General features: G+C 68.1%; 19 protein-coding genes and 5 pseudogenes. 14 read left to right on the forward strand and 10 right to left on the reverse strand.

The features are described from left to right. The first annotated feature begins 5 nt into the window (after positions 1-5). Positions 6-209, forward strand: coding sequence for a hypothetical protein (locus ACZ60T_RS29080; protein WP_469668569.1), 204 nt, complete (start codon positions 6-8; stop codon positions 207-209). A gap of 88 nt (positions 210-297) precedes the next feature. Here ACZ60T_RS29080 and ACZ60T_RS29085 read toward each other — a convergent pair whose 3' ends face one another. Continuing rightward, positions 298-1,674 carry a hypothetical protein gene (locus ACZ60T_RS29085; RefSeq protein ID WP_469668570.1) on the reverse strand — a complete coding sequence of 459 codons (1,377 nt, stop codon included), beginning with the start codon at positions 1,672-1,674 and terminating at the stop codon, positions 298-300. A gap of 537 nt (positions 1,675-2,211) precedes the next feature. Here ACZ60T_RS29085 and ACZ60T_RS29090 point away from each other — a divergent pair. After that, positions 2,212-2,552: pseudogene (locus ACZ60T_RS29090) on the forward strand (VOC family protein); the annotation flags it as partial. A gap of 102 nt (positions 2,553-2,654) precedes the next feature. Here the strand turns inward: ACZ60T_RS29090 and ACZ60T_RS29095 are convergent. The 5 genes and pseudogenes from ACZ60T_RS29095 to ACZ60T_RS29115 form a co-directional block, all read right to left on the reverse strand. Next, positions 2,655-3,032, reverse strand: a complete 378-nt coding sequence (locus ACZ60T_RS29095; protein WP_469668572.1) for a Fic family protein — start codon at positions 3,030-3,032, stop codon at positions 2,655-2,657. Between the two features lie 247 nt (positions 3,033-3,279). After that, positions 3,280-4,104: a hypothetical protein gene (locus ACZ60T_RS29100; RefSeq protein ID WP_469668651.1), complete on the reverse strand. Its 825-nt coding sequence runs from the start codon at positions 4,102-4,104 to the stop codon at positions 3,280-3,282. After that, positions 4,104-4,274, reverse strand: a pseudogene (locus ACZ60T_RS29105) (IS30 family transposase); the annotation flags it as partial. The pseudogene ACZ60T_RS29105 and the gene ACZ60T_RS29100, both read right to left, overlap by 1 nt. Positions 4,275-4,504: 230 nt before the next feature. Next, the gene (locus ACZ60T_RS29110; RefSeq protein ID WP_469668574.1) at positions 4,505-5,053 is read right to left on the reverse strand and encodes an SMI1/KNR4 family protein; all 549 of its coding nucleotides are present in this window, start codon (positions 5,051-5,053) and stop codon (positions 4,505-4,507) included. A gap of 36 nt (positions 5,054-5,089) precedes the next feature. After that, positions 5,090-5,969 (reverse strand): annotated as a pseudogene (locus tag ACZ60T_RS29115) (RHS repeat-associated core domain-containing protein); the annotation flags it as partial. Positions 5,970-6,410: 441 nt separating this feature from the next. Between ACZ60T_RS29115 and ACZ60T_RS29120 the strand changes: the two are divergent. Then, on the forward strand, positions 6,411-7,139 hold the full coding sequence (locus ACZ60T_RS29120) for a recombinase family protein (RefSeq protein WP_469668576.1): 729 nt from the start codon (positions 6,411-6,413) through the stop codon (positions 7,137-7,139). Positions 7,140-7,152: 13 nt separating this feature from the next. On the opposite strand, the gene ACZ60T_RS29125 is transcribed toward ACZ60T_RS29120, so the two are convergent. Continuing rightward, positions 7,153-7,359, reverse strand: a complete 207-nt coding sequence (locus tag ACZ60T_RS29125) for a hypothetical protein (protein WP_469668578.1) — start codon at positions 7,357-7,359, stop codon at positions 7,153-7,155. 637 nt (positions 7,360-7,996) lie between these two features. On the opposite strand from ACZ60T_RS29125, the gene ACZ60T_RS29130 reads away from it, so the two are divergent. The 4 genes from ACZ60T_RS29130 to istB are packed head-to-tail and all read left to right on the forward strand — an operon-like array spanning position 7,997 to position 10,749. Beyond that, the gene (locus ACZ60T_RS29130; protein ID WP_469668580.1) at positions 7,997-8,638 is read left to right on the forward strand and encodes a TnsA-like heteromeric transposase endonuclease subunit; all 642 of its coding nucleotides are present in this window, start codon (positions 7,997-7,999) and stop codon (positions 8,636-8,638) included. Further along, a complete protein-coding gene (locus tag ACZ60T_RS29135; RefSeq protein WP_469668582.1) occupies positions 8,635-8,841 on the forward strand; it encodes a hypothetical protein in 207 nt (68 codons plus the stop codon). Before ACZ60T_RS29130 ends, ACZ60T_RS29135 begins: the two co-directional genes overlap by 4 nt. After that, on the forward strand, positions 8,834-9,982 hold the full coding sequence (locus ACZ60T_RS29140; protein WP_469668583.1) for a Mu transposase domain-containing protein: 1,149 nt from the start codon (positions 8,834-8,836) through the stop codon (positions 9,980-9,982). Before ACZ60T_RS29135 ends, ACZ60T_RS29140 begins: the two co-directional genes overlap by 8 nt. Positions 9,983-9,987: 5 nt before the next feature. Then, on the forward strand, positions 9,988-10,749 hold the full coding sequence (gene istB, locus ACZ60T_RS29145) for an IS21-like element helper ATPase IstB (RefSeq protein WP_469668647.1): 762 nt from the start codon (positions 9,988-9,990) through the stop codon (positions 10,747-10,749). 21 nt (positions 10,750-10,770) lie between these two features. Here the strand turns inward: istB and ACZ60T_RS29150 are convergent, their stop codons facing one another. After that, on the reverse strand, positions 10,771-11,409 hold the full coding sequence (locus ACZ60T_RS29150; protein ID WP_469668584.1) for an SMI1/KNR4 family protein: 639 nt from the start codon (positions 11,407-11,409) through the stop codon (positions 10,771-10,773). A gap of 283 nt (positions 11,410-11,692) precedes the next feature. Here ACZ60T_RS29150 and ACZ60T_RS29155 point away from each other — a divergent pair, with 283 nt between their 5' ends. The 4 genes and pseudogenes from ACZ60T_RS29155 (at position 11,693) to ACZ60T_RS29170 (ending at position 16,111) form a co-directional block, all read left to right on the forward strand. Continuing rightward, the gene (locus ACZ60T_RS29155; protein ID WP_469668585.1) at positions 11,693-12,844 is read left to right on the forward strand and encodes a tyrosine-type recombinase/integrase; all 1,152 of its coding nucleotides are present in this window, start codon (positions 11,693-11,695) and stop codon (positions 12,842-12,844) included. Then, positions 12,841-15,480: a tyrosine-type recombinase/integrase gene (locus ACZ60T_RS29160; protein WP_469668586.1), complete on the forward strand. Its 2,640-nt coding sequence runs from the start codon at positions 12,841-12,843 to the stop codon at positions 15,478-15,480. Before ACZ60T_RS29155 ends, ACZ60T_RS29160 begins: the two co-directional genes overlap by 4 nt. Continuing rightward, a pseudogene (locus ACZ60T_RS29165) lies at positions 15,477-15,710 on the forward strand (DUF6262 family protein); the annotation flags it as partial. The gene ACZ60T_RS29160 and the pseudogene ACZ60T_RS29165, both read left to right, overlap by 4 nt. 152 nt (positions 15,711-15,862) lie before the next feature. Then, positions 15,863-16,111, forward strand: coding sequence for a hypothetical protein (locus ACZ60T_RS29170; RefSeq protein WP_469668652.1), 249 nt, complete (start codon positions 15,863-15,865; stop codon positions 16,109-16,111). On the opposite strand, the gene ACZ60T_RS29175 is transcribed toward ACZ60T_RS29170, so the two are convergent. Further along, complete coding sequence (locus tag ACZ60T_RS29175) at positions 16,095-16,472, reverse strand: hypothetical protein (protein ID WP_469668587.1); 378 nt, start codon at positions 16,470-16,472, stop codon at positions 16,095-16,097. The genes ACZ60T_RS29170 and ACZ60T_RS29175 overlap by 17 nt on opposite strands. Positions 16,473-16,584: 112 nt before the next feature. Between ACZ60T_RS29175 and ACZ60T_RS29180 the strand changes: the two genes are divergently transcribed. Continuing rightward, positions 16,585-16,899 carry a hypothetical protein gene (locus ACZ60T_RS29180; RefSeq protein ID WP_469668588.1) on the forward strand — a complete coding sequence of 105 codons (315 nt, stop codon included), beginning with the start codon at positions 16,585-16,587 and terminating at the stop codon, positions 16,897-16,899. A 58-nt stretch (positions 16,900-16,957) separates the two neighbouring features. Here the strand turns inward: ACZ60T_RS29180 and ACZ60T_RS29185 are convergent, their stop codons facing one another. After that, positions 16,958-17,584, reverse strand: a complete 627-nt coding sequence (locus ACZ60T_RS29185; RefSeq protein WP_469668589.1) for a hypothetical protein — start codon at positions 17,582-17,584, stop codon at positions 16,958-16,960. 114 nt (positions 17,585-17,698) lie between these two features. Here ACZ60T_RS29185 and ACZ60T_RS29190 point away from each other — a divergent pair. After that, a pseudogene (locus ACZ60T_RS29190) lies at positions 17,699-18,409 on the forward strand (Mu transposase C-terminal domain-containing protein); the annotation flags it as partial. Beyond that, positions 18,406-19,425: a TniB family NTP-binding protein gene (locus ACZ60T_RS29195; protein WP_469668591.1), complete on the forward strand. Its 1,020-nt coding sequence runs from the start codon at positions 18,406-18,408 to the stop codon at positions 19,423-19,425. The pseudogene ACZ60T_RS29190 and the gene ACZ60T_RS29195, both read left to right, overlap by 4 nt. Positions 19,426-20,438: the final 1,013 nt, after the last annotated feature.

A 20,438-nucleotide genomic window follows, 5' to 3' on the forward strand; every position in this document is an offset into this window, starting at 1 on the left:
TCGGCGTGCCCAACAGACAGTGGCGGGAGGAAGCCCTCGACACCCTGCGTGCCGAGCTGGCGGCTGGGCGATCGACGACGACCGAGTTGACCACTGAAGCCGCATGGCAGGCCTTCACGCGATTCGGGCGGCTGCGCTTCGACACGGTAGCCGGACCCGACTCCGACGGCTTGCTCTTCCCATACGGCACGTACGCCTTCAACGGGTGACCGAAGCTCACGGTGGACCCCACGCGGCAGTTCGACATCAGCAGGCCGTGCCGCGGCATGGCCTCGGGCTCGCGATGGAGGACATGTCCTAAAAGGGCGGCTCCAGGGAGTACCCGTTCTCGTCGAGAGGTACGGGCTCGGGCTTCGGTTCGGCGGCACGCTGTTCGGCCACGGTGGGGTGGACGGCAATCGCCTCGGCCGCCTTCCCTTGCCGGATCAGGACCTCGCACAGTTCCTCATGTGCCCTGACCGTGCCCAAGGACCGCAGTTCAGCGGCGGCGGCATCAAGTCGGCCGCCCCGGCAGAGGAGTTCGGCCTTGACGATACGCGGGTCGGTCCAGGGGCGCGGATCGGCTCGGGCCACGGTGATGGCCTGGTCGACGTGGCCGAGACCGGCGAGGGCCCAGGCCCGCCACCAGTGCTGGAACTCCTCGTGACCATGGTGGGGCACGACGCTGGGATGCTCGACCAGACGGAGCAGTTCTTCAGGGCGGTCGAGCAGCGCGTTGACGAGTGGCAGCAGAAGGTTGGAGCAGTCGGACCAGCCAAAGCCGGGTTCGGCTACGGTGATCGCGTCGTCCAGCCGGCCGTCCGCGAGCAAGGCCGAGGAGAGCCAGGCACGGTATCCGACCCAGCCGTCGGCGGCGATGGCGTCCCGCATCACCGCCTCGGCCTCCTCGGCCCGGCCGTGGTCGCGCAGGGCGTCGGCGTAGCTGCCCAGGACGGTGTGCGCATCCTGTCCGCCGGCCAGCCGTCGCAACGGGTCGAGCCGACCGTGACGTGCCAGCAGTTCGGCATAGGCGGTGACGGTGTTCTGGGTGAGGAAGCGGCGTTCGGCCATGTCCTGGCCGAGGATCCGTATCGCGTCATCGGCGCGACCTGCGCGCTCCAGCACCCGGGCCTGCAACTCCTGCGCGTTCCAGAAGGGATGGTTCCATCGCTCCTCGTCCCGGGCCTGGCGCGCGCTGTCGGCGTGTGGGGCGATCAGCTCCAGCACCCGCTCGTCACGGTCCTGCCCTTCGGTGATCTCCACCAGGACGGACAGGATCCACCATCCGTCGATGTGCGGCACGAGCAGATCGATGGCCTCGTCGACGTGCCCTGCCCTGACGAGCACTTCGGCGAAGTCACGGCACTCGGCCTTCGATGCGCGGGCAGCTTCGTCCGGACGGACCAGATCCAGGGCCTCCTCCGTCCGTCCCGCCCGGAGCAGGATGTCGGCCTTCGCCCACAGGGCGGTCCGCCAGCCGGTCGCGGCGAACGGCTCCATCACCTCCAGAGCCCGCCCGAACTCCCCGACCTGGCACAGCACACGTACCGCGCCCTCGGCACAGAACCACTCGCCGCGTTCCGCTGCCGCCTGGACAACCAGGCCGAGGTGACCGCCCTCCAACAGGAGACTCACCCTTCTCGGGGACAGCCCGCGGTTGTTGCTCGCCTGCCACGCAAGATCGTCCACATCCATGGCCGGAAGCGTAGAAGCACCCACTGACATGCCGCGCCGAGGGGGCTGCAAGACCGAAGCACGAGTTCCGCCAGGTACGACGAGATCGCGAAGGGCCTGAACACCCCGGGTGCGACGGCGATCGGTGCCGGCTTGTACGGCCACGGAACACCGCTTCCGCGCGACGCGAGGCGGATGCTCATCGGTAGGGCCTTTCCGGTCGAACGTCCGGCACCGGCTGGCCGACACGTCGATCAGGAGCAGGACTCAGACGTCAACAGCCTCCTGGCCCGCGAGATCCAGGGGCAGGGTTCGCGGGGGGTGTGCTGGAGGAAGGCGATCGCTTGTCGCCTTCTGCGGACTTCGTTCTCGAGCGCTTCGATCTTCGCTCTCACGACCCCCTGCGCCTCTGACTTCTTCGGCGCCATGGCGGCGGTGATCTCGGGCAGCGAGAGCCCAACCTGCCGCAGCTTCAACACGGTTCGCGCCTGTTCGAGGGTGTTGTCGTCAGCCCCGGTAGCTGTTCGCGTCTCGCTTCACGGCGAGTGCTCCGACCTGCTCGCCACCACCTCTGCGGACCATCAGGTGGAGTTGGTCGCGCGGCTGAAGGAACTCGGCGCCACGCCCGCCGATGTGGGCCAGGGCGACGTCCCGTGGACGGTCCTCGCCGCGACCCCGAAGGCAAGGTGTTCTGCGTGCTGGAGCCTCGGGAGATCTACCGGGACACCGGGCCGATCGCCGCGATAGTGGTCGACTGCGCGGATCCGCGGGCCATGGCACGGTTCTGGGACGAGGCGATGGACTGGACCCTGCACGAGGTGACCGACGATCACGCGCGGTTGCGTTCCGCCAAGGGGGTCGGCCCGTATCCGGAGTTCCTCCGCACGTCCGATGCGAAGGCCCCGAGCTGACGTTCATTTGCGGGCCCCGCAATGGCTCCTCGGCGGCGCCGTTGGCATTGTCCTGTGCAACGGGGCCATCGCGGCGAGGAGGTCGCTCCCTCAGTGACGGGGGCGGACGGCGCGTTGGTGGGTCGAGCGGATGAGGATGGAGACCAGGTCAGCCAGGTCTGCCGCACCGGCGGCGTCGTCCGCGTAACGCGTGGTCTGCAAGGAGCCGACCCGATCCAGTCGGACTCCCTCCGACTCCAGGACGTAGGCGAGGGTGAGCATGGCGAGGCGGGCGTTGCCGTCCGGGAAGGGGTGAGTGAAGATCACGTCCAGATAGGCCCTGGCCGCGCGGGAGGCCAGGGGGACTCGCGGATCGGCGCTGTCGCGCAGGCAGTGTTCGAAGTCGCGCTGGGTGTGCGGCGTCAGTGCGTAGCGTTCGCGGCCGCCCTTGGCGAAGGCGTCGCCTTGTCGGAACCGGACCTCAGGCATACCGAGCACAAGCTGTTGCCATCCAGTCAGAAGCGCGCAGGTGAGGGGGTTCCGGTGGGAAGCGTCCGTGCGCGACCGAGCCAGCGCCGCGAGCAGTCGATGGCCTCTGGCGGGATCCGAGGGTCGGTCCCCCTCACGGCACCAGGCGGTGAGGCCGTCCACGACGGGCTCGACCGGGGCCGGTAGCTTGCCGGTCGCGGAAGCCCAGTCGATCTGGTGCCTGACCTGGAGCCAGGTAGCCAAGGCGTCAGTGATCACGGTAGGGCCGCACTCCGGTCAGATCTACAGCAAGCTCCTCTCCCACCGCGTCGATCAGGGTCCGCGACGGCGTGGTCCAGCTCTCGAACCGACCACCGATCGCGGTGTCGACCGCGTCCTTCGCGCCTTCCGGCCCCATGCCCGTGGAAGAGAGGAACCAGGTCAGCACCGTGCGGCAGAGCCCGTACCAGCCGCATTCGGCACCCGTACGGTCCACGACCACGGTCACGAGTCGGGTAGCCGCGCGTTCCAGGTGCCAGCTACGTTCCTCGGCATCCGCTCCGGCGGGCGGCGTCAACTGCTCGAACCGCTCCGCCAGTTCTTCCAGCCAGTCGCGCCACTCCAGGAGCGACGCGACCACGCTGGCGGCCGTTGCCGCAGGCTCGCCCACGGAGTGGGAGGTGCAGCACCAGGTGGTGACGACGCCACCACCACCGCCCTCACCGAACGCCCAGTGCCATCCGCAGGTCCACCGGCCGTACCGGGCCGCCAAGAGCGCCGTGACCTCGGTGGTGAATCGATGCTTCTCTGTCCACTCGGCCCCGCCGGGAGGCACCATCGAGGCGATCATTGCGGTGATCTCGGATGCCTCCGCTTCGCTCCAGTCGAAGGCAATGGAGTCGGGATCGACGGCAGACCACGGAAGCCAGGCCGGCGCGAGATCGTAGTCGATGGCCGTGGTGTTCCTCCAGAGCAGGGGAGAGCAGGGCAGGGCAACTGAGCGATCATGCCAAAGGCTCGTGGCTTCGTCACGCAAGTTTCTGGTGCCGCCGATCCATCGCCAGGGCACCCGGTGCGACGCTGCCGGGTCCATCTCAGGCGGGCTGAGATCTGCTCCGGGTTCCACCCGTTCGCCCACCGGCGGTCGTTGCGATGCGGCTTGTTGCGCCCTTTCCACTCGGCAACCCGCGGTCCGGGAAGGGTCGTGCCGTCCGGAGCACGGATCATGCCCAGCAGCCGGCCCTGGACATACTCCCGCGGTTGGTGATTCACGACCAGCTTCAGCCACTGCATGGTCGCTCACCGGCGCGCAGCTGATCGGGAATTCGGCCCAGCACGTCGTCCCGCATCGTACGGAGGGTGACCGGATCGTCGCCGAGCCGCCCGGCGGCGGGGCGGCCGAAGTCACCTTCGACACGGCCGGGCGGATCGCGAGAGTGGAGGCGGGAATCCTACCTTGAGCCGGGGGCACGGGCCACGGCCGCTGGGGTCCCTCAGTCCTCTTCGCCGAGGATCTCGTCGTTGGAGTCGAACTGATGGCTGTCGGCGGGCAGGTCGGGGAAGTATGGGCTCTCGGACTCTCCCGTCAGGACGGCCAGAAGAAAGGAGGCGCACCGAGTGGTGTGGTGCTCCCATGCGGGACCGCGCCCCTCGTTGAACATCACGGTCCACTCGTCTGGGCTCTGCCCCGGTCCGGCGAGCCAGTAGAGCATCGCTCCGCTGTTCTCGATGTAGGCCCAGGGCAGGACCCGCGTGCCCGGCCGGCCAAGTTCCGCGGGCTTCGGCTCGGTCTGCCACAGCTGGGCGAGTACCTTCTCCCGCTCCGCGGACTGGGCCACGAGGTTGTAGTCCTCGTCAGGGCACTCCGGGTCGAACAGCCAAACCGTCTCGTCGAAGACGCCGCCTCCGTAGACCTCGACCAGTTCCTTGTAGTCCTCCGGCAACGACGTGCCGAGCGCACGTTCGACAGCGTTCCAGTCACGGATCCGCCGAGGACTGCCCGGCGGAACGATCTCGATGAGCCTGGTTACAGCGGGGTGCATGAGGCGCGTGTCTCCTCGGGGGCGTCATATGCGTTTGACGTCGGTGGGGTCGTTCGTGCGGTAGATGGGCGCGACGGTGTACTCGATGCTCTCTCCGCGCTTGTCGACCGCTTCCCTGATCTGGTCCTCGATCTTCCGCATGATCGGCGAATCGGCGAACCGGTGCATGGTGACGAAGTTCCGGGGGTCCCGGTTGGAGCCGCCGATCTGCGCGCCGAGCAAGTGGGTCTCGCACATTGACCCGGGGATCGGTCTTGCCGCCGGTCATGTCGGACTCGATCGTCGCGCGCACGGTGGTGGCGCGGCCTCCGGGGCCGGGCGCACCGTAGCGGACCCGGCCGCCCCACGTGACGTCGTTCTCGTCACAAGGAGTGAGGCCCAGCGGATCGGACAGCGTGTGCGGGTTGTCGACGTAGGCGAAGGGGTTCGGCGGGGGGTCCAGGCCGAGAAGGTCCGAGGTGAGGTGGCGTGCGGTCGCCGGATCGTAGTGACGGAAGTAGTTGTGGTGCAGTCCCGTCTCGGGGGCGTAGTACTGGCCCGGGAACCTGAGCGGCGTGTAAGCGGCGTCGTCGTTGTTCCAGGTCGTCGAGCCCCAGAGAGTCGTGCGGGTCCGCCACGCGATCCTGCCCTCCTCGTCGACGAGTTCGGTGGGAGTGCCGATCTGGTCGGTGACGATGGCGAAGAAGCGCTGGTCGATGATGTCCTGCGGAGCGTCCGCAAGGGACTTGGTCTCGGTCTGCGCGACAGGTGCCTGGCCGTCGTGGTCCCAGGTGAGCGTGACCAGTTCGGCCGCGCCGCTGACCTGGGTGGTTTGCTCCACCAGCGTGGATCCGTCCCAGACGAACCGGGTTTCCTCGGCGGTGGCGCCGTCTGCGGACAGACGCTGTTTCGCGATGCGCCGCCCGAGGGGGTCGTACAGCCGTGTGACCTCGCCGCCCCTCCGGCGGCCCCTGCACTCTCCCCAGGCACGGGCCCGGCGAACCGCCGGATCCGAGCCAGCCCTAGGGCACGCTGCCCGTACGATGACCGCGTGACACGCCGCACTCTTGGCTCCGGCCCCCAGGCCCCCGGGCACAGCATCCGCGCAGCCCAGGCCGACCTGCTCGACGTTCTCCCTGGAGTCCGCCTCCCCGACGTTGACGAGCTGCGGAGCCGGGGAGTGCTTGGCCCTGGCCCGGAGACGTCTCCGGGCCCGCGGCGGAACCTCGGAGTCGGCGGCCGCGCCGACGAGCAACCGCCCCAGCTTTCCGCCTGACGCGGGCTCAAGACGAGCCTCTGAGCGCCGATAGGGCCGCTCTGACGTCACAGTGATGCCCATTACTGTGACAGGCCAGGTCAGCGCGCTGGAGGCGATCAGATGCGGCTCGCGGGGTACATCCGGGTGTCCACCGGAGGGCAGTTGGACGGATTCGGGCTGGAGGGCCAGGAGCGCATCGTGCGCCGCTGGATCCGCGAGCACGGCCACCGCTTGGCCCACCTGTTCGTGGAGAAGGCGCAGTCCGGCACGATCGCCGGGGACGAGCGGCCGGAGTTGGCCACCGCCCTGCTGTGGGTCGAGGAGAAGAAGGTGCAGGGCATCGTCGCGCCGAACCTTGACCGCCTGGCCCGCGAGCTGGTCGTGCAGGAGGCAGCCCTGGCCCAGTGCTGGAAGCACGGCGGCCGCGCCTTCATGGCAGACCAGGGCGAGATCCTGCCCGACGGCCCCGAGGACCCGATGCGCACCGCCATGCGCCAGATGATGGGCGTGTTCGCGCAACTGCACCGCGGCATGACCGTTGCCAAGCTCCGCCGCGGCCGGCGCATCAAAGACGAGAAGGGCCAGTACGCGTACGGCGCCCCACCGTACGGATGGCAGGCCCACAAGAACGAGCTGACCGAGGAGGAGATGGAACAGGTCGGCCGCGCCCGCGCTCGCCAGCTCCGGGATCGGGACAAGGTGTCCTACCGCGAGATTGCCGCCGTGTTGGAGGCCGAGGGCATCCGGCCGAAGCGTGGGGAGCGACGGCACCCGGGGACCGTCCGCCGGATGCTCGCCAACCCGACCGGCAAGCCGCCGACCCTGTACCCGCGCCAGCGCACCTCGTAGAGGGCCCCGGGCGTCACCGCATCAGGGTGTGGAGGAGGCCGACCACGGCCAGGCCCACGAGGACAGCAACTCCGACAGCGGGGTGCAGGAAAGCGACGTACGTGGCGCCAGCGCCCGCAAGCAGCAGTACGGCAGTGCGGGTGTCGAGACCGTTCACGTTGAACTCCCAGGTGCGGATGGTGCGATGCGGTCCGTCCGCGTCGCAGGCGGCACCATCCAACACAGGCGGGTTAGCCCCGCAACCCTCGCGAAAATCCGTACCCCGAGAAGAGAGAGCCCCAGATCAGGACCCACGTCGCCCGGACAGCTCCGCGTCTTCCGTCCGGCCTCGCGAGGAATCATGCCGCTTTCAGCACACGGGTGTTGGGCGCCTTTGAGGGCTCGGACGCGTGTCAAAGATTCGCGGATATCTGCCAAAAGATTACAGAGAGTAGTTGCATGGTCTTAGATCGTGTGCGGTAGCCTGCGTGATTAGCCTTCCACGGCGTCCTTCTGACAGGGCATCCGAACTTTCATCTTCGGGGCCCGCAAGGAGGTCGAACAACCGAGGTAAGGAGAACCGCATGGAGACGCCTGCCGGTACGCAGAACGACGACGAGTACCGGGGGGCCGCGGCAAGAAGTGGCGTGAGTTCTGGGTGTCGGTGACCTGTGCCAGTGATCGGTGATCGATTGCCACTCAAGGATGATCAACGTTAGTTTGTGCCACTGAAGGTTGATCATTCGGCGTACGGGCTGGCGGGGGACGCGGTAGGGGCACCTGTCGGTGCGTTTGAAGATGCTGCTCTTATGGCATTTGACCTGGCCTTTTCCATGAATGGCACGCTTGTGCGCCGTTCGCTGGGGTCGAGTTGGGATATGCCGTTCGAGGTTGTGGATCCGGTGCGGGAGTTCAGCTGGCGCAAGGACGGTCAGGGGTTCGCGGGCTGGTATTACTCGGTGACGGTGGGGGACCACGTGGGCTACGAGTCGTGGCTGGAACGGGACCGGCTGATCCTGATGGACCGTGATCCGCAGGTGAACGCGATCGCCTCGCAGCCGTTCTGGCTGCACTGGCACGACGGCATCCGCAAGCGTCGGCATGCTCCTGACTATTTCGTCCGGCTGTCCGGCGGACGGGCCCGCGTCGTCGACGTCCGTGCCGAGGACGAGATGGACGAGGCGACGCGGGAGGCGTTCGACGCGACCGGACATGCCTGCCGGGCCGTGGGCTGGGAGTTCGAGTGGGCCGGGCGGCCCGAGCCGGTGTTCATGGCGAACGTCCGCTGGCTGTCCCGGTATCGGCGGGCCCGCTGCGGCTGGCCGGTGCCGGTGGCGGACCGGCTCCTGGAGGTCTTCCGCGAACCGACGCGGCTCTGGGACGGAGCCAGGCTGGTCGGAGACCGTCTGCAGGTTCTGCCGGTGCTGTTCCATCTGCTGTGGTCCGGTGCCTTGAAGACGGACCTGGTGGGAGAGCTGATGGAGACCGACAGCCTGGTCTGGACGGAGGGAAACACATGAGCAGCTTGAAGCGGCCGCCGGCCTTGGCGGTCGGCCAGAGGGTCCGGTTCGGCGGCCAGGTCAGGGGGGTTCTCGAGGTCACCGCACAGGCGGCGGTGCTGGAGGACGCCGAGACACCGCACCGAGTGGTCGCTCTGATCGACCTGTTCGAGACGGCGGACTTCGAGATCCTGTTCCAGCCCGAACGAGCGGCTGGTGGCTGAGTACGGCTTCACCGGCACATACCAGCGGGTGAAGCTCTACATGCAGGAGGCCCGGCCCCGCATCGCCGAGGAACTTGGCATCAGCCCAGGCGAGTTGGCTGGCCTGCACCGCCGGTTCGAAGTCGTGCCTGGAGCACAGGCCCAGGTCGGCTGGGGAGACGAAGGTCAGATCCTCGCCCGCGTCGGCATCCCGAAGGTCTACTCGTTCCACATGACCTTGTCCTATTCACGAGACTCGTCCTGCTACTTCACCACCAGCCAGGACCTGGCAGCCTTCTTCGGCTGCCACCGACAGGCTTTCGCCCACTTCGGCGGGGTGCCGATGTCGATCGTCTACGACCGAACCACGACCGTCGTCCGGCGCCACGTCGCCCCAGGCGAGGCGGTGCCACTGCATCCAGAGGCGGTTGGGTTCGCCGGGCACTACGACTTCGACATCGACGTGCTGGCCGCCTGCCGCCCCACAGGGAAAGGCCGGGTCGAACGTCAGATCCTCATCATCCGCGACCATGTCCTTGCCGGACGCTCCTTCTCCTCTATCGAGGAACTGGACTCCGCCTTGAACGCCTGGGTGCGCTTGCGCCGGGCCAAGGCCCACGGCACCCACGGCGAGGTGATCGGGCATCGCGCGATCCGCGACCACATGGCTCTGCGGTCGTTGTCGGCGACACCCTACGTCGTCACACAGTGGCACCTCCGCGACGTCGGCAAGGACTGTCCGGTCGCCTTCGACGCGAACCTCTACTCGGTGCCGCCCCGCAAGGTCCGCCCGCGTCAGCTGGTGGAAGTCAGGGCCACAGAGTCCCAGATCACCCTTCATTCCACCGTCCCAGACGCCAACGGCGACACCCTGCTGGCCATCCATCGCAGGGCCGTCGGCCGCGGAGCCTGCATCGTCGACGAGAAGTACTGGGACGGACTTCCCGACGGCCGGAACCGGCGGACCACCACAGGCGACGTCCCGCCGCGGCCCCGTCATCAGGACGCACTCGGCGAGGAGACAGCCAGCTCGCTGATGGCTCTCCTGAACCGAGCCGCAGCCGTCCACGTCGAAGTCGGCCGCAGACCGCTGTCGGTCTATGACGAACTGACCGGGACCCGTCCCTTCACCACCCACCCCACGCAGGAGGAGCCCAGTTAAGCGAGCTGGTCAGCACCCGAATCCGCACCACAGCCGCCAAGCTCGGCCTGCCCCACCTGGCCGAGAGCCTGAACCAGTACGCCAGCCGGGCGGATGAGGCCAAAACGGGCTACCTCGACTTCCTCGACCTGGTCATGGCCGAGGAACTCGCCATTCGCGACGACCGGCGCTTCCGGCAGTGCCTGCGACTGTCCAAGCTGCCGCACCACAAGACACTCGACGAATACGACTTCGCCTTCCAACCTGAACTCGACCCCCGCAAGATCAAAGACCTGGCCAGCCTCGCCTTCGTCGAGGCCAAGGCCAACGCGGCCCTGCTGGCCCCCCCCGGGGTCAGCAAGACGCACATCGCGGTCGCTCTCTCGGTCGCCGCCTGCCGGGCCGGCTTCTCCGTCTACTTCACGACCCTCGACGACATGGTCCGCCAACTCAAGGTCGCCGAAGCAGCCGGACGTCTCAACAGCAAGCTCCACACCTACCTCCGCCCCGGCGTCCTCGTAGTTGACGAGGTCGGCTACCAGCCGCTGGAACGAGCCGAGGCGAACCTGGTGTTCCAGGTGATCTCGAAGCGCTACGAGAAGGGCTCGATCATCCTGACTTCGAACAAGACCTTCAGCGAATGGGGACAAGTGTTCGGAGATGAGGTCCTCGCCACGGCCATCCTCGACCGGCTCTTGCACCACTGCGACGTCGTCTCGATCAACGGTCCAAGCTATCGCCTGAAGAATCGGCTCGCCGCCATCGAACGCGACACAAGCGCCGCTTGATCAACCACACCGACGTGGAGGTCAGACCACTGCCCACGGCTCAGCACGCCAGCCGGGCAGTTCCTTGTCCAGCCATTCCTCGACGGTCCGCCGCCAGGGGTCGGTGGAGTCGCTCTCGTTGACGTCGGCCCAGGTGTCGGCCGCCAGGTCCGGGTCGACGACGAGCATGTCGAGGTAGGTTACGAAGTCGTCAGCGACTTTGGTGAAGACGCCTGTCGACAAGTATCCCGGGTGAGGGATGCCATGGACGAAGGCGTAGAGCTGTCCATGGGTGGCCGGGTTCAGGTCCAGGAACAAAGTGTCGCTGCCGCCATTGCGGGCAATCGGGAGAAGGCCAGCCAGCGAGACCTCCTCAGCAAGCTGCCCATCACGGCTGCGGCGGTACTCGCCGAGCAATGTGCCCCAGTCGTATTCGCCGTCGTCGTCAGGGCCGAGCCGATAGAGGTCGTCAAAACTCTGGAACGGCTCCGGTTCACAAGCCAGCAGACGGACTGAGTACGGGAAGGTCGCCCCGCCCGCTGCCTCGAGGAACGAGCGGTACGAGGCTGGCAGAGGCAGCCCGACCTCCCGTTCGAGACATTCAAGCTCACTGGTCTCGAACGGGCTGAACGGCCCCACGACCAGGCGGCCCCGATACCAGCGCGACAACTCCTCAGACACGGCCAGATTGTCGCACCCTGCGGTGACCCGAGACGCTCCAGGCCCCCATGTTTCTGGACGTCGGGCTGAGCACGTTCATCCGTACCTGGCTGAGCACTTCAATGAGTATGCGGACAAGTGGATCGTCGCCCACTCTACCGACCGTGTTTTGTGCTGTTCGTGACGTCTGTTCGGGCCTGTGGCGTGGACGTCACGGGCTCGTTTACCGACCGGGTTCAGGACGTTCGTCATGTTCTGGAGTCGGTATGGAGGACGAATGGTGCGGCACCTTGTGGTTGGGGACTTGAGGGTCCAGCGGATCGAGCGGAACGGCGGGAGGAGGTCGTGGACCGTCGTCTGGCCTGAGGGCGCTCTCCACGCCGAAGCGGACAGGTTCCTGCGCGTCCATGAAGGCTCGGGCACGCAGAAGACCTACGCCTACTACCTGGTGGATCATCTGCGGTGGCTGGAGCGTGAGTGCCTGGCCTTCGACAAGGTCGCGCTGCGGGACCTTGAGCGCTACATGGGCGTCGTCGGCGCCGAGGTCCACATGCCGCTCGGTGAACCGTGGCGGATGGGCAAGCGCCCCTACGGCCGGTCCACGCTGTCGACCGCGGCATCCTGCCTGAAGAGCTTCTACCTGCACCAATCCTCTCTCGGCGTCAACGTGGACCTCGGTGGGAAGCTCGACGGCACGCGGCTGCCATCGCGGGTGGACCGGCACCGCTCGCTCCTCGGACACGTGAAGACCGCGATGCCGGCGAACCCGCTCGCGCCGAAGGGACCTCACCGCCGGCACCCGAAGATGCTGCCCGACGGCGCGAGGGAGAAGCTGCTGACGACGGCGAACTCGGCCCGGGACCGGATGGTGGTGACCTGGCTGGCCGACGGCGGGCTGCGGATCGGCGAGCTCTGCGGGCTGCACCTGGTCGACCTGCACTTGCGCGAGAACGCGGCCAGCGGCGAGTGCCACGCCCCTCACCTGCACGTCTGCCACCGGCCCGGCAACCCGAACCGGGCCGAGGCCAAGACCAAGCATCCCTGGCGGGTCGAGCACGGGACGGTCACCGGCGGACTGATCAAGCGGGTCAGCCCGGCGATGGTGCACTCCTACTTCGAGTACCTCACCAGCGAGTACCCGCGCGAAGCCAGACACGGCATGCTCCTGGTCCAGCTTCACGGGACCCGCGCCGGACAGCCATGGGCACCGGTCGGGGCCCGCCGGATGCTCGGCCGAGCCGGGAAACGCGCCGGCCTCGGGCTGGTGAAACCCCACGCATTCCGCCACACGTTTACTTCCGCGGTCCTCGACGCCGCCGACGGCAACCTGCTGATCGCCCGGGACGCCGGCGGCTGGGCCTCAGCTGCCACGGTCGACGAGGTCTACGGACACCTCGACGTCCACGACCCCGCCTTCGACGCCGCTCTGCGCGCGGTCTGGGGTGAGACGCGGTGACCACCACTGCTCTGGCCCCGATGCGGGACGGCCGGGAAAGCCGGAACCAGTTGGAGATCATGACCGCGCTGGTCAGCTCACCGTCCTTCGACGCCGTATTCCGCTCGGAGATCATCGAGATCCCTCCGGACCACCCCGTCTACCGCTGGGTCTGCCTGGTCACCGACTGCGAGCGGCCGAAGATGGGCCGGGGCGATCTCTGCGGCGCCCACGAGACTGCATGGCGTCAGCTCCGCGCCGAGCGGTCCCGAGCGGACTTCCTGCGCACCGCCGATCCGATCGGGCACGGCGAGGAACTGCGCGAGCGACCGTGCCGGCTCCGCCCCGGGCGCCCGGCGCGCCAATTGACCCTGGAACTGTGTCATCACCACCAGTTCAGCTGGTATCACCATCGCGACCGGCACGGCGACGCCGCCAACTTCGACACCTGGTTGGCCAAGCAGCTGCCCAGGCCCGGATACGGACGCTGCAAAGCCGTGGTCTGCCCTGACCTGGCGGAATCACCCCTGGGGCTCTGCTATCGGCACCACCGGCGCTATCTCAGGGAGGGAGGGCCGGGCGGCGCCTCGCTGCCAACGCAATGGGGCAACCGCTACGAGCGGATCGGCTCACCGGTGCCGGTCACCTACGACAACGAGTCGGACTTCTGGTGGTGGTGCTCAAGGACGGCGCCCGTGTCTCGACCAGGGCAGGTCAACCTCCGCAGCCTGCACCCACTCCTGAGGGCCGAGATCCAGTGGGGGCTGTCCGTACACGCCCGTGGATGCAGGCGCTGGGAACTCACTCATGTCCAGGGCCTGGCGGACTACTGCCGCGAGCGCGGGCTTCATTCACTCACCGACCTGGCCGGCGACGGCCTGGCCCCAGAGGAGGAGAAGGGTCTGCTGAGCACGGCCGACCGGGACGCCGCCTACCTCACCCGGACCCTCATCGACCTGCTCACCCCGCTCTATGTGACGCCGGATCAGGCCCGCGAGCAGGGGTACCTGAACACCGAGCACTTCGGCCGGCGGCTGAACAACCGGTCGCCGCGCATGGACCTGACCTCGATATCCCAGCGATGGCTCCGCGACCTGGCCTGGGATCACTTCGCCGCGATACTGCGATCGCCGAGCTGTCCGCGCTCAGGTCATACCTTCGACGGCACCCGGCGGGCCTGCACCGAGCTCAGTGCCTTCCTGGAGGTCCGGGCCCCGGGCGGCGGTCACGACCCGAGGCTGCTTCGGTCGGAGCACGTCCACGACTTCGCCGCCGACCAACGGCTGCGGGAACTGGACGGGCTGCCGTCCCTGGGAATGAAGGGCCTGCGCGGGAAGCCGTCCATCGTGACCGCCTACACCCGCCAGATGGTCTTCACCCGCACCCGGCGGATTCTCCTGGAAGCCCTGGAATCCGGTGAAGCCGAACGGCTCGGCCTCGACCGGGGTTTCGTCACCGCCATGCCCTCTCCGGGAAGGATCATCACCCGGACGCGAAGCCCCTTCTCCGACGAAGTCGCCCAGGCCCTCGCTGCGGAGGAGAACCTGAAGACGCTCGCCGCCTGCCACGACCCAGCCGACCGCGGGCTCCGCGACGCCTGGGAGACCATCGTTGTCACCGGACGGCGCTGCAGCGAGGTGATCAAACTGCGTCTGGACTGTCTGGGCTGCTACGGCGGTCTCCCGATGCTCTGGCACGACCAGACGAAGGTCGGCAACTACGACGCCGCGATCCGTATCCCCGAACAGCTCCACCAGCGGTTGGAAGCCCGGCAGCGCAAGACCCTGGCGTTGTTCGCCGCTCGCCACAACCGCCCACCGACCCCGGAGGAGCGCGCCCATCTGCCACTTTTCCCCAGCAACCAGCGAAACAGCGACAGCCGCCGGCCCCTTTCCTACCAGTGGTTCCACCGGGGCTTCAAGGCATGGATCAACGACCTCGACATCGGCCGGTGGGTGCCCCATCAAGCCCGGCACTCGCTGGCGACCAGCCTGCTGCGAGCCGGAGCGAGCTTGACCCACATCCGCCGCTACCTCGGTCAGGTCTCCGAGCGCATGGCCGAGCACTACGTCCACCTCGCCCAGTCCGACCTGGAAGACGTACTACAGCACGTCTGGGTCGCCGGCCCCGGCGCCGCCAACCCCGGCGAAGTCCTCACCGACGACCTCACCCCACTCACCCGAGAGCACGCCATGGCCATCGCGATCGACCTCGGCCGCCGCAGCACCCCCGCCGAGGGAGGGTTCTACACCTTCCAGCCCGTCGTCGACGGCGGCGACTGCCCCTGGAACCTCAACTGCCACTCCTGCGACAAGTTCGTCCTGTCCGGAGCCGATCTCCTCTACTGGAGGCGCAAGCGCGAGCAGTGGCGTCTGCTGGCCGAGGGCGCACCTGACGACGCCACCGCCGACTACCTGCACGCCTACTTCGAACCCACAGCCCGTGCCATCGACGGCCTGGAGAAGGCCCTGGCCAGCCTCGGTCTCCTCGACGAGGCCCTCGCCCTGGACCTGCGCAAACCCCAGGACTACTTCCACCGCGTCTGGTCCACCGCCTTCCGCGCCGCCGACCTCGCCGACGCGGCCGACGACGAGCAGGGCGAGTACAGCGATCCGTGCACAGCCGACGGCGACGACCCAGAACGAGAGATTGCATGAACACCACCACCGTTCCCGAGACCCGCACTGCAGCGGCGCAGGCCGCCCGCCGCCGCAAGACCGAGACCGCCCTGGAGCGCGTCCGCCAGGCCATCGCCCGACTTCGGCGAGAGAAGGCCCAGGTCAGCGTCGCCGCTGTCGCCCGCCGAGCAGACGTCTCACGCACTTTCCTCTACGACAATGTCGAGGCCAGGGCCGTGGTCGCCGCGGCGACGGCTGAGGCCGGAGAACGCCGGACCCAGATGCTCGCCGACCAGGACGACGCCCGCGAGGCGACCTGGCGCGAGCGGGCCCTCAATGCCGAGGAAGCCCTCAAGCCGCCCACACCGAAATCCTCACCCAGCGCACCCGCATCAGCGAACTCCTCGGCCAGATCCGCGACTTGGAAGCCGAATGGACCCAAGAAGCCGTCCAAAGAATCACCACCGAGAACACCACCCTCAAGCAACGCGTCCGCCAACTCACCACCGACAACCGCACCCTCGACGAACGCCTCAAGGCCGCACGCTCCAACCTGCGCTTCCAAGACCGCCACGTCGCCGACCTCGAAGCCCAGATCGCCGATCCGCTGGCGGGGGATCGGCTGACCTCGCCCGGAAGTGCGTCGTCGCCGGTCATGGACAGGGTGTGAGTCGGATCTCCTCGACAGGCGGCAGAGCGGTGGGCATCTCGTCGGTGATCCAGGCGTATTCGAAGCCGGCCAGGGCGCCGTCCTCGACCCACACGAGCAACTCGCCGATGTACTGGCCGCGCTCGTCGAGCACCTGCGCGTCCACCGGGACGAGCCCGGTGGCCAGCGACGCGCTCCGCACGGGTTCGAGCACTCTCAGGTCGATGCTCACCGATCCCGGAGCCCAGGTGGCGACGACCTCGGCCTGACCGATCTGGCTCCGAAGCTCCGACGAACCGGTGAAGTCGCCTGCGAGAATGTGTTCCAGCACTGCCTTCTCGGCTGGGTTCAACGGTCGCGGAGCAACGGGCACGATCTGCATGACCCCATGATGTCTGCTGTCCACCGTGTGTTGCCCGGTCGTGCTCCGTCCCTGCAGCCGCCAGGGCGGAGCACGACCGGCACGTGTCACAGGTGCGGCCTATCGTGGCCGGGTGACGAAGTGGCCCCGCTGTTACTGGGACGAAGAGGGTGTCTGGTTCTACTTCGAACTCGATGCCGACGGACAAGTGATCCGGCAGATCGAGCTCCAGGAACCTGAGCAGACACCGCTCGCGGCGGCGTCGCGCGGCGAGTGGCAGCGCGCTCAGGAGGCCGGTCGTCTCGCGGAGTGCGAGGCCAAGTACGGGCTAACAGCAGAACTGCCCTTCCATGAGTGGGAAGGACATGAACCCAGCTGGCTGTCGGCCGAGGAGTTCGAAGGCGTCTGGATGGCCGCCCGTCAGCAGATCGAGTTGCGTTCCCGCTGACCCTGCGAAGCCCGAGCTGTTCCCGATGGTCTGTCGGCACGCCAGGTCGGACGGCGGCCTACCAGCGGCGGCATTCGGTCCACTCGCCTCCGTCCCGGTGGTCCCGGAAGACCACACCTCCCGGTCCGTCGTGCTCGGTGCAGTACGGACCATGAAGGTCCAGCGAGCCGATGTCGCCGGTGATGGCCGATTCGGGGACGAAGTACGACGAGTCCAACGTGAAGGACACCCGGGTCCCGCAGCCGGGCGGACCCTCGAACTCCTCGGGCACCCCGGCAGGCCGCAGGTGAAGGAGTTCCTGGCGAAAGCCACGGCCCTCTCGCCATGCCTCGACAACTGCGTGCGAGCTCACAGCCGCCGCGGCGGCGCTCAGCCATCGGTCGCCGTCGAGCATGGATCCGTAGTAGCCCAACCTGGGCCTGCCGTGTTCATCCAGGGCATCGGCGTGATCATCTGCCACCGAGAACGCGAGGTCAGCCGAGATCTCGACGATGACCCGCAGCGAGTGAGACGGGGCGACGTTGGCGGCCGGATGGAGCGCGTGGCCAACCACTTTGCTCAGCACCTGGGTAGCCAGCCTCGGATCCTCCCGGGCTGCCCCGAAGTACATGCTGGGCCTCGCGCGCACAGCGTCGTCGAACTCCAGCACCTTGATGTCTGCCGCGTCGTAGGTCTCCTTCGCCATACGGCCCACGCTACTGCCCAGTTGAGGGCTCTTCTCCGCCGTCACGGACATGTAATCTATGAATCGTCGCAGTTCAGAGCCGATATCGGAGCTCCTGCGGTCGGTAAATCGTGCTGGCAGAACCGCCCGCACGAGGGCCTGCGTGATCCCGACCATCCGGGACGCCTGTTCACCCCCAACCAGAAGTACGCCGCCCTGGTCGAGGCCTGCGGCTACGTCCCGGTCGCGCTCAGCGGCCAGGACTACATCGAACTCCTGCCCGCGGCCTGGCGGGCCGTCAACTCCTACGGCATCCGGATCAACAACCGCACCTACGACGCCCCCGAACTCGGGCCGATGCGACGGCGCGACTCGGGCGTCGCCGCCAAACGCGGGCTCTGGGAGGTCCACCGCGACCCCTACGACGTCTCCCGCGTCTGGGTACGCAATCACCGCGGCGGCGGCGAATGGGTCCAGGCGACCTGGAAATACCTGAACCGGGCTCCGGTCCCCTTCGGCGACCTGGCCTGGGACCACGTCAGCCACCAGCTGCCCAAGGCCACCGAGGAAGAACTCGCCGAAGCAGTGGCCGCTTTGCTCACCCGCGCACACGCCGGCCCCGCCCGGCCGGCAGCGAAGAAGAGCCGGAAGGCCGCAACGGCCAAGAAGGACCGCCGCGTCGCGGCCCGCACCAAGGCCACCACGCCGACAGCGGCCACAACGACGGCACCGCTGAGCACGCAGAACGAACCCTCCCCGCACGAGGCGGAGGACGAGGAATCCATGGCCGAAGTGATCCCGCTGGGGCTCTTCGACCCGCTCGAGGACCCCTGGAAGAGACCATGACGACGATGCCCGACAGCGGCCCGCACGACGACTTCGGCCAGTACCTGACCGTCCTGCCCGGCTGGCAGCAGTTCGTCGCGTCCACGACCAGCACCACTATGACCGTGCTGACGAAGAACGAGTACGACGCCCTGAGTAAGGAGGAAAAGTACGACTACGACGAGGACCGGCTCGACCACCACGCCCGTCTCCAGGTGGTCGCCACCTCCACCGTCCGCCGCACCGTCACCTGCGGACGTCGCCTGACCGTCCTCAACCGCGGTGCCATCAGCGCCCGCCGGGGCCTGATCGTCACTGGTCCGGCCAACACCGGCAAGACGATCGCTCTGACCCAGCTCGGCCTGGCCCACGAGCTCCAGGACCGTCGCCGGCACCCTGGGCAGGACGAGCGCATACCGGTCATCTACATCACCGTTCCGCCCGCCGCGACACCCCGCATGATCGCCGCCGAGTTCGCTCGCTTCCTCGGTCTCCCGGTGCTGCGAAGCTCCAACATCACCGACCTCACCGAAGCCGTGGCCGGCGTCTGCGCCAAGGCCCGCACCGGCCTCGTCCTGGTCGACGAGATTCACAACATCTCGCTGCAGACCCGCACCGGAGCCGACGCGTCCGACACGCTCAAGTACTTCTCCGAGTGGATCCCGGCGACCTTCGCCTACGCGGGCATCGACATCGAGGACAGCGACCTCCTGACCGGAACCCGCGGCGACCAGATCGCCGCCCGCTTCACAGCGGTGGACACCCACCCCTTCCCCTACAACAGGGAATGGAAGGCCCTGGTCGCCCAGTTGGAGGCGAACCTCCTGCTGCACCAGCACAAGCCCGGCACCCTCACCCGCCTGGACCGGTTCCTGCACACCCGCACCGGCGGCATGATCGGCACCCTGTCCCACCAGCTCCGCGGGGCCGCCGTCGACGCCATCCTCACCGGCACCGAAAAGATCACCAAAGCAGGGCTGCTGGCCGTCGACCTCGACATCGCCTCCCGCCGCAAGCAGCCCGGCACCGACGAATGACGTCGCCGTCCCCGGACACCGATGTCGCCCGTCTGCCATTCCAGGTCCGTCCGCAACGCGGAGAAGGAGCCGCCTCGTTCATCACCCGCCTCGCCCAGGCGAACCACCTTCCTCCCGCCTACCTGCGGAAATACCTCACCGAACCACCCCTGCACCGCGGCAGCCCGACCTGGCCCCGCATCGCGGCGGCAGCTGACCGTGACCCTGCAGATCTCCAGCCGCTCCTGAACACGGTCGAGTGCAGGGAATGCGGAGGCCCGATCCAGGCCAAGTCGATGTTCGGCCCCAAACCCCTGACCTGCTCAAGGGCCTGCCGTCAGAAGAGATACCGCAAGCGCTACCCCACCCGCGAATGGCGCCGGGAACCCTGCCGGATCTGCGGAAAACTCATGAAGATGCAGATCGGACAGCGCCGCCCACTCTGCTCATCGGCCTGCCGGCGGACCGCCTACCTCGAGCGACAGCAACGCAACCAGCAGGCCGCTGAGGCACCTTCGAACCCAGGGGGCGACCCAGAGCCAGCCTGCCCGATCTGCGAAGGCCCCCTGTCGCCGAGGACCGCGAAGAGCCAGCGCCGCACCTGCTCACAACGCTGCCGCCAGTCCGCCTACCGCTGGAGAACAACACCACCGCGTCCCCCGGTTCGCACACCACCCCAACCCCGGAACCCCGCACTGGCATTCGCCCGGACCTGCGAATTCTGCGGGGAACCACTTCCTCCCGGCCCCGGACAGCCACGACGCCGCACATGCTCAGCCCGGTGTCGGCAAAGAGCCCACCGCTGGCGCACCCATCCATCCGAAGAACACCGCACTCAACAGACAGTCCCAGCGTCCCCGAACCCCAACCCACCGCCCGAACCCGCGGCTTCACCCACCACGGTCGGGGGGGGGGGGGGGGGGGGCGCCCCCCCCCCCCCCCCCCCCCCGGGACCCCCCCCCCCCCCCCCCCCGGGGGGGGGGCCGCCCCCCCCGCGCCCCCCCCCGCCCCCCCGCCCGGCCCCCCCCGCGCCG

Source organism: Streptomyces sp. NPDC104371 (genome assembly GCF_055583785.1).